Below are 8461 nucleotides of genomic sequence, written 5' to 3' on the forward strand. Positions count from 1 at the left end.
CGCCGGTAAAATTTTACAAAAGCCCCCTTTATAAACTCCTGAAAAGGAGTTTATTTTTTATATATATTTCCCATACTCCATTTAGAACTTCATCTATTTCCACTGAACAATTAAGCTTTAAAAAATATTCCTGTATGTTTTTTAAAGAACAGCTATGGTCCACCACGATTTTTAACATATCACCTTTTTCCATCTTTTTGTATTTTTCAATAGCCTTTAAAAGAGGTAATGGGCATATTTCTCCAAAAGTCATAAGTTCATGCATCATATTTTATCACCCTTAACAGAAGAAAGTTTTACCTGAGTTTTTGATAAAATCAATAAAATCAGACTTAATTTTTTTATGAATTTTTTTGTCATAGATAAGTGAATAGGTGTAATTAAACTCGATGTTATCTACTTCTACAATAGTGAGGGTTTTTGTATACAACTCTTTTTTTATGGAAATATAAGGCAGAATAGATAGACCGTGCCCTGCAGCAATTGAAGATTTTATTGATTCGATAGAAGGTGATTCCATTTCAATTTTTAATTTGTTTATGTCAATACCATATTCAAGAAGTGTCTCTTCGATTATTTTTCGCGAGGCACAGTTTTTATGAATGATAAAGAAATTATAATAGAATAATTTATTTTTTGGCAAATTTTTCAATTCCCAATTGCCACTAGCGACAAAATGCATTTTAAATTCTCCTAGAGGAATGCAATTTATATTTTCATCAGAATAACAGCCTTCAATAAATCCTATATCAGTGCCTCCTTCTTTTATGTGATGGATTACTTCATTGCTAAAATTGTGCTCTACGTGGAGTGTAATGTTTTTATTTTTCTTTTTAAATTCATGAAGAGCGCAAGGCAAAGCGTATTGGCCGATGGTAGGACAGCAAGATATTGTTAGCCTGTTTATACGGTCATTTTCACAACATTGTAGGTCTTGTATCATATTGTCATATAAATTTAAAATCCGTTCTGCATAATGATAAACTAATTCTCCTGCCGGTGTTGGAATTACACCTCTATTGCTTCTCTTTAAAAGAGTAGTTTTTAAATCTTTTTCAAGGGCTTTTATTTGCTGACTTATGGCAGGCTGAGATAGATACAATTCTTTTGCAGAAGATGAAATGCTTTTATAATAAACTGTTTTATAGAAGGCTCTCAAATTATTGATATTCATATGTCTCCCCCTTTTTTGATAAAAACTTGTCGAATATTGTTAAAGACATGACTTAATACAACGTTTAATTTAATTATACTACAAGTTTGATATAAAGAAAACTTATATTGTATAAGATTTTTAAATGATAAAAGGACAAAAAGTTATAGTATAATACAATTGGAACGTTAAAATAATAACAAAGTGGGAGGGATATAAATGGAGGCGGTGAAAAAAAGTAAAAAGAAAAAGGCAAATCAGTTCCCTTATGGAGTTGCACTTTTAGTTGTAATTGTCATTATAGGCATAATTTTATCAAAGCAATCGACTAAGTTAGCAGTTTATTGGGCTTTTGGGATTGCCTTTGGCTTCGTTCTTCAAAAAGCTAGATTTTGCTTTACTGCATCTTTGAGAGACCCGGTTTTAACGGGTAGTACTTCACTTACCAGAGCTGTGATTGTAGCATTTATGATTGCCACAATAGGATTTGCCGCAATTCAATACAATGCTTATTTAAGAGGAGAAGCCATTCCTGGTAATATTGCACCTGTTGGAATACACACAGTGATAGGAGCTACAATGTTTGGGATAGGAATGGTCATAGCTGGAGGTTGTGCTTCAGGAACTTTGATGAGAGTTGGAGAAGGGTTTATGATGCAGTGGTTGTCAATAATATTCTTTATCATAGGTTCTTTATGGGGTGCAAGGGACTTTGGATGGTGGACCAAAGTCTCTATAGCTAAATCACCTAAAGTGTTTTTACCAGATGTATTTGGCTGGGGCGTTGCATTCTTTGGACAACTAATATTGTTAGGTCTACTTTTCATACTTGCAGAATGGTATGAGTATAAAAGATTTAATGCAAAAATTAATTTTTAAGGAGGAGATTTGTATGGCAGAATACAGACTTGATTGTTTAGGAGAGGCTTGCCCAGTACCACTTTTGAAAACTCAAAAGGAAATGGAGAAATTAAAAGTTGGAGATGTATTGATTGTAGAGATAGACCATAGTTGTGCTATGAAAAATGTGCCAGAATGGGCAAGAAACATGGGATACAATGTAGAAATTGAAGAAGTTGATGATGGCCAGTGGGAAGTTTATATTGAAAAAACTAAGTAAAGGGAGGTGAAAGTAAATGAATTTCCAGGAGCATCCCTTTTTTAAGAAAATAATAAAAGATGCATGGAGTTATTGGACAGGAGCAGTCCTTTTAGGACTTTTAAATATAGCTTTATTCGCATTTTCTGGGCATCCATGGGGTATTACGACGACTTTTTCCTACTGGGGTGCGTGGATATTTAGAGCTTTAGGAGGACATCCAGAGACTTGGACTTATTTCCAAAACCCATCTCATGCAAAAGCACTCACTCAAAGTGTTTTCACAAATACAGGTTCAGTTCAGGATATAGGGATTATTTTAGGAGCTTTTTTGGCTACTCTTTTAGCTTCGCAGTTTAAAATTAAAAAGATAAAATCTCATAAACAAGTTGTTGCGGCTATACTTGGAGGTCTTTTAATGGGATATGGTGCAAGAATAGCTTTTGGATGTAATATTGGAGCATTTTTCAGTGGCGTATCATCCATGTCTCTCCATGGTTGGGTATATACAGTATTTATACTAATTGGAGCGTGGATTGGCAGTAAACTGTTAGTCAAATATTTTATGTAAATAATTAGGTGGCTTATAGCCACCTAAATTTTAGGAGGGGGTTTATATGGAAAAGAAAAAAGAATATTATGATGTAGTAGTTATTGGCGGTGGACCTGCTGGAATGACAGCAGCTATATATTGTGGACGTGCGAGACTTAAAACTCTTTTAATTGAAAAGTCTCTCGTTGGTGGCCTTGCCACATATACCAGTGAAATTGAGAATTATCCGGGATTTCCTGAACCAATTGCTGGACTTGAGTTGATGAAATTATTTGAGCAACAGACTAAAAGGTTTGGTGTTCAAATAAAGCTTACCGATGTAAAAGGCTTGAGAATAGAAGAAGACTATAAAGTAGTTTCTACTTTCCGGGTTGATTATTATGCTAAGGCTGTTATTATTGCGACAGGAGGCAAGCCAAGGCTTACAGGTGCTAAAGGGGAAGAGAACTTTTTATACGATAAAGGAATATCTTTTTGTGCCACGTGTGATGCGGCTTACTATACAGATAAAAAGGTTATGATAATTGGAAGTGGAGATGCAGCTATTGAAGAGGGAATATTCTTGACCAAGTTTGCGAGAGAAGTACACGTCTCCGTTATCCACGATGAAGGCATAATGGATGCAAACAAGGTGGCTCAAGAAAAAGCACTAAAAAATGAAAAAATGATATTCCATTGGAATACAATGGTTGAAGCTTTTGAAGGGAATGAAAGATTAGAAAGAGTTGTTCTTAAGAATTTGAAGACAGGAGAATTAATTCCTGTAGATGTAGATGGTTGTTTTCTGTTTATAGGTTATGTTCCTAATACAGAGATATTCAAAGGTCTAATAAACATGACACCTAAAGGTTATATTATAACTAACGAGAATATGGAAACTAATATTGACGGAGTATATGCTGTTGGAGATGTAAGAGATAAGTTTTTAAGGCAAGTTGCTACAGCGGTAGGAGATGGTGCAATAGCGGGTGTTATGGCAGAAAAATATATTGAGGAAACGGATTACTTTACGAATGAAATTTTGAAAGCTAAAGAGACAGTATTAGCATATGTTTACAATGCTGTTGAGGCAAAAGACAGAGAATATCTTTTGAAGGTTGAGGAATTCCATAAAAAATATGCTGATAAACTGAAAATGTGTAGGATAGATATTTATAAGTCTGACAGACTTGCTAAGAGGCTGTATTGTGAAAAAGTACCTTGCATTGCTGTTGTAAAAGAAGGCAAGGTGGCAAAGCATATTTATGACTTAGAGGATTTTGAAAAAGAATTGCTTAGCTGTATATAAGAAAATGCCCTTTTGGGCATTTCAGCTTTGTTAACAAAGAACCAAAAATTATTTAAAGTAGATATTTTGCATCGTTGCTCCGAAGTTCCAAAGCGACAAAGCTAAAGCGCGACTTTCGGATTACGGCGGGGTACCGGGCACATTCGACGTCCTGTCTTAGGTGCCCGCCTCCGCCCTCCTTGGCTTCGGCCCCGCTCCATCCTCAGTCTTGCTAAGTTTTGTTAGCGCTTTGTCACAAGTCGCAACTTATGTAAAATATCTACTTTGCGAAAGTTTGTCATCAGTCTGAAATGCCCTTTTGGGCATTTCTTTATTATATTGACTTTAATAGCAAAATGGAGGATACTATATTTAAAAACAGTGAAGAATGGAGGGATAAAAATGGGGAGAATCCTATGCGGTGTTGACTTAGGAGGGACAAAGATAAGTACAGGCCTTGTAGATGAGAAGGGCACTATTATAAAAAGCATAAAAATACCTACTATGCTGAAAAAGGGCCAGAAGAAGTGATTAATCGAATAGAACGAAGTATCTATGATGTTTTAAAGGAAACAGGGTTGAAATTATCTGATTTAAAAGGGGTTGGTATTGGGTCTCCAGGGCCCCTTGATGCTAAAAGGGGGGTAGTTGTAAGTCCACCTAATCTTCCGGGTTGGGACAATGTTCCCATTGTGGATATTTTATCTCGTAAACTTGAACTTGAAGTAAAATTAGAAAATGATGCAAATGCTGCAGCTATTGGAGAACATTTGTTTGGCGCGGGAAGAGGTATAGACAATTTTGTGTACATCACTGTAAGCACTGGAATTGGTGGTGGCGTGATAATAGAAGGAAAACTTTATAGCGGAGAAAATTCAAATGCAGCTGAAATTGGGCATCATACTATAAATTTCAATGGACCTCGATGCAACTGTGGAAATTATGGCTGCTTTGAAGCCTTTGCTTCTGGCACAGCTATTGCAAGATTTGCACAACAAGGAATTCAAGACGGAGAGAATACAATGATAAAGGATTTAGCCAAAGATGGAGTGGTAAAATCAGAACATGTATTTGAAGCGGCAAAATTAGGAGACGAGTTTGCAAAAGTATTGGTAGACAAGGAAGCTTTTTATCTTGGAGTGGGAATATCAAATATCATGGCTTTTTATAATCCAAAAAGAGTTGCCATAGGTGGTGGCGTATCTACTCAATGGGAGATGCTTTATGATAAAATGATGGAAACAATAAAGGAAAAAGCTTTAAAGCCAAACGCTGCGGTGTGTGAAATAGTAAAAGCAGAGCTTGGAGAAAACGTGGGTGTTTTAGGAGCGGCAGCATTACTTTTATAAGAGGTGGAATATGAATAGGTGTCCTTGGTGTTTGGGTGATGACCTTTACATAAAATATCACGATGAAGAATGGGGAGTGCCTGTTCATGAGGATAAAAAACATTTTGAGTTTTTGGTTTTAGAATCGGCACAAGCAGGTCTTAGTTGGATTACTATTTTAAAAAAAAGAGAAAATTACAGAAAGGCCTATGCTGACTTTGACCCTATAAAAGTGTCACAATATGATGAAAAGAAAATAGAAGAGCTTATAAAAAATAGTGGAATTATAAAAAACAGAAAAGAAAATAGAGGCTTCAGTGCACAATGCAAAAAGGTTTATAGAAATACAACAAGAATTTGGGAGTTTTGATAAGTACATTTGGAGCTTTGTAGATTATAAACCTATAATAAATAAATGGGAAAGAATTGAAGATATACCTTCTAAAACTGAATTGTCGGATAAAATAAGCCGAGAGCTTAAAAAAAGAGGATTTATTTTTATAGGTTCTACTATTATATATTCATATATGCAGGCGGTAGGTATAGTAAATGACCATTTAATTAGTTGTTTTAGATATAAGGAATTAATTGAGACTTTTAAATAATACAGGCAGAGCCTGGTGCAATTTGATTAAGACTTGCTTTTTTTCTTTTAACAAAAAATATAATGAAATTGAAATATAAAAAGGTGAATATATTTTTGCACAAAAGGGAATAATTACATTAGAAAATTTTGAAAGATGGTGTTGACTATGGAAAGCATAGCAACAAGAAAGAAATGCTTTATATGCGAACAGCAATCAGAAGATGGAATAGAAGTATTAGGGAAATTTCTCTGTACAAATTGCCAAGAAAAATTAATAGATTTATCTCCTTTTGATGAAAGTTATGATTTTTACAAGCAAAAAATGATAGACATATGGGAAGGTTATATGAAGGGTATAAGGTATGAAAACCGGATGTAGGTCCGGTTTTCATATTTTATGGTATAATCAAAGTAACAAGAAATTATGATTATACGGAGGATTGTATGACAGCTCCATTATATGAAGCCCTTATGGATTATGTAAAAAAACAGATTATACCCTTTCACATGCCAGGTCATAAACAGGGAAGGATTTTTCCAGAAGAATATCTTGTCAATTTAACAAAGATTGATCTAACAGAGGTACCAGGACTTGACAACCTTCACAATCCCGAAGGTCCCATACTTGAGGCACAAAAACTTGCAGCAAGAGCTTTTGGAGCGAAAGAATCTTTTTTTCTTGTAAATGGGACGACCTCGGGGATATATGCAGCGATGTACGCAGTTTTAGATCCCGATGATAAAGTGCTTATAATGAGAAATTCTCATAAATCTGTATATAACGGCCTTGTACTAACAGGAGCAGTACCTTTCTACATAAACCCGGAAATTGATTACGAAAGTGGCATCCCAATGGGAGTTAATATAGACAAACTAGAAGAATGTTTAAAGAAAAATGAGTCTATAAAAGCAGTTGTGATAACTTATCCAAATTATTATGGATTTTGTAGTGATATCGAAAAAATTTCCGATATCGTTCATAAATACCATAAAATTTTAATTGTGGATGAGGCTCATGGAGCTCACTTTCCTTTTTCTGGTAATTTACCTCTTTCATCTTTACAGGTAGGTGCAGACATTGTAGTACAAAGTATCCATAAAACTTTGTCTTCTTTTACTCAAAGTTCTATACTTCATTTGAATTCGGACAGAGTAGATACAAATCGACTGAAATATTTTCTAAGCCTTTTTCAATCAACATCTCCTTCCTACCTTCTTATGTCTTCTCTTGACCTTGCAAGAGATTACATGGAGAAGGAAGGTAAAAACAGATTAGAAAAAGCGATTATTCTTGCTGATTATGCAAGACATGAGATAAACACTCTTGGGGGAGTAAGGTGTTTAGGGGAAGAAATATTAGGTAGCTTCGGCATTGTTGACTTTGACAAAACCAAACTTACTATAAGTGTAAAGAACTTAGGTATAACGGGGCCTGAAGCAGAAGGTTTTTTGAGGGAGAATTTTAATATACAAGTAGAGATGGCTGATACTTTTAATATACTTGCCATGATTACATTAGCAGATAATAAGGAAGAGGTTGAACTTTTAATAAAAGGGCTTGCAAATATGAAAAATCTAAAAAAGATAAAAAATTAGAGGTAGAAATAGAAGATTATCCTGATGTTCCAGAAATGGTTTTAAAACCTGCTGAAGCGATAAGGCAAAAGACTAAATGGGTATCTTTGGAAGATGCGGAAGGCAGTATTTGTGCAGACTTTATTATTCCTTATCCTCCGGGAGTTCCGCTTGTGTGTCCAGGAGAGCGAATAAAAAAGATATGGTAAAATATATAAATGTATTATATAATAAAGGTATTAAGATATTAGGTCTTAATAAAAATAACAGCCTATTGGTGTGTGAAATATGAAAGGGAAATTTATAAGTTTCGAAGGAATAGATGGATGTGGTAAGACTACTCAAATAAAGTTTCTGAAGGAGTATCTTTTAAAAAAGGGTTATAATATTTTGGTATTAAGGGAACCTGGAGGAACAAACGTAGGAGAAAAAGTGAGAGATATTTTATTGGATAAATATAATTTCATCTCTCCAGTCACAGAAATGCTTTTATACGCTTCTTCAAGAGCTCAGCTGGTGGAAGAGAAAATTTGCCGGCTATTAAGGAAGGCAAAATTGTACTGTTAGACCGCTTTGTGGATAGTTCTTATGTGTATCAGGGTTATGCGAGGGGCTTAGGGATAGAAAAGGTTAAGATAGTTAATGAAATAGCTACAATGGGGATTTTGCCTGATGTAACAATTTATATAGACATTACTCCTGAAGAAGCGATGAAAAGGCGGGGCAAAAGAGAAGCAGATAGGTTAGAAAGAGAAAGTTGGGATTTTCATAAAAAAGTAAGAGAAGGGTATATTAAGCTTGTTAAAGAATATCCTAAAAGGTTTGTATTTATAGACGGAATGCAAGAGATTGTCAAAGTGCATCAAGACATAATTGATGCAGTAAAAAAATATTTGTTTA

General features: G+C 34.7%; 7 protein-coding genes and 4 pseudogenes. 9 read left to right on the forward strand and 2 right to left on the reverse strand.

The window, feature by feature from the left end; translation table 11 throughout:
• Positions 1–28: 28 nt before the first annotated feature.
• Together JCM7501_RS12050 and JCM7501_RS12055 are read right to left on the reverse strand one after the other, a co-directional pair.
• Complete coding sequence (locus JCM7501_RS12050; RefSeq protein WP_054644884.1) at positions 29–268, reverse strand: sulfurtransferase TusA family protein; 240 nt, start codon at positions 266–268, stop codon at positions 29–31.
• A 12-nt stretch (positions 269–280) separates the two neighbouring features.
• The gene (locus JCM7501_RS12055) at positions 281–1174 is read right to left on the reverse strand and encodes a LysR family transcriptional regulator (RefSeq protein WP_013149587.1); all 894 of its coding nucleotides are present in this window, start codon (positions 1172–1174) and stop codon (positions 281–283) included.
• Between the two features lie 198 nt (positions 1175–1372).
• On the opposite strand from JCM7501_RS12055, the gene JCM7501_RS12060 reads away from it, so the two are divergent.
• From JCM7501_RS12060 to tmk, 9 genes and pseudogenes are all read left to right on the forward strand, one after another.
• Positions 1373–2032 carry a YeeE/YedE thiosulfate transporter family protein gene (locus tag JCM7501_RS12060; RefSeq protein WP_054644885.1) on the forward strand — a complete coding sequence of 220 codons (660 nt, stop codon included), beginning with the start codon at positions 1373–1375 and terminating at the stop codon, positions 2030–2032.
• Positions 2033–2045: 13 nt separating this feature from the next.
• Positions 2046–2273, forward strand: a complete 228-nt coding sequence (locus JCM7501_RS12065; protein WP_003867363.1) for a sulfurtransferase TusA family protein — start codon at positions 2046–2048, stop codon at positions 2271–2273.
• A gap of 16 nt (positions 2274–2289) precedes the next feature.
• Entirely contained in the window at positions 2290–2823 is a 534-nt protein-coding gene (locus JCM7501_RS12070; protein ID WP_012994254.1) for a YeeE/YedE thiosulfate transporter family protein, read from the forward strand.
• Positions 2824–2869: 46 nt separating this feature from the next.
• The gene (locus JCM7501_RS12075) at positions 2870–4093 is read left to right on the forward strand and encodes an NAD(P)/FAD-dependent oxidoreductase (RefSeq protein ID WP_028992548.1); all 1224 of its coding nucleotides are present in this window, start codon (positions 2870–2872) and stop codon (positions 4091–4093) included.
• 381 nt (positions 4094–4474) lie between these two features.
• Positions 4475–5421 (forward strand): annotated as a pseudogene (locus JCM7501_RS12080) (ROK family protein).
• 10 nt (positions 5422–5431) lie between these two features.
• Positions 5432–6005 (forward strand): annotated as a pseudogene (locus JCM7501_RS12085) (DNA-3-methyladenine glycosylase I).
• Between the two features lie 135 nt (positions 6006–6140).
• Entirely contained in the window at positions 6141–6365 is a 225-nt protein-coding gene (locus tag JCM7501_RS12090) for a sigma factor G inhibitor Gin (protein WP_013149592.1), read from the forward strand.
• Positions 6366–6430: 65 nt separating this feature from the next.
• Positions 6431–7853 (forward strand): annotated as a pseudogene (locus JCM7501_RS12095) (aminotransferase class I/II-fold pyridoxal phosphate-dependent enzyme).
• Positions 7850–8461 (forward strand): annotated as a pseudogene (gene tmk, locus JCM7501_RS12100) (dTMP kinase); the annotation flags it as partial. The pseudogenes JCM7501_RS12095 and tmk, both read left to right, overlap by 4 nt.

The sequence above is a fragment of the Thermoanaerobacter thermocopriae JCM 7501 genome, from assembly GCF_001310975.1.
GTDB classification, from domain to species: Bacteria; Bacillota; Thermoanaerobacteria; order Thermoanaerobacterales; family Thermoanaerobacteraceae; genus Thermoanaerobacter; species Thermoanaerobacter thermocopriae.

Excerpts from the sequence above, each read along its gene's own strand:
- JCM7501_RS12050 (WP_054644884.1), bottom strand. The coding sequence starts at position 268 with ATGATGCATGAACTTATGACTTTTGGAGAAATATGCCCATTACCTCTT.
- JCM7501_RS12055 (WP_013149587.1), bottom strand. The coding sequence starts at position 1,174 with ATGAATATCAATAATTTGAGAGCCTTCTATAAAACAGTTTATTATAAA.
- JCM7501_RS12060 (WP_054644885.1), top strand. The coding sequence starts at position 1,373 with ATGGAGGCGGTGAAAAAAAGTAAAAAGAAAAAGGCAAATCAGTTCCCT.
- JCM7501_RS12065 (WP_003867363.1), top strand. The coding sequence starts at position 2,046 with ATGGCAGAATACAGACTTGATTGTTTAGGAGAGGCTTGCCCAGTACCA.
- JCM7501_RS12070 (WP_012994254.1), top strand. The coding sequence starts at position 2,290 with ATGAATTTCCAGGAGCATCCCTTTTTTAAGAAAATAATAAAAGATGCA.
- JCM7501_RS12075 (WP_028992548.1), top strand. The coding sequence starts at position 2,870 with ATGGAAAAGAAAAAAGAATATTATGATGTAGTAGTTATTGGCGGTGGA.
- JCM7501_RS12090 (WP_013149592.1), top strand. The coding sequence starts at position 6,141 with ATGGTGTTGACTATGGAAAGCATAGCAACAAGAAAGAAATGCTTTATA.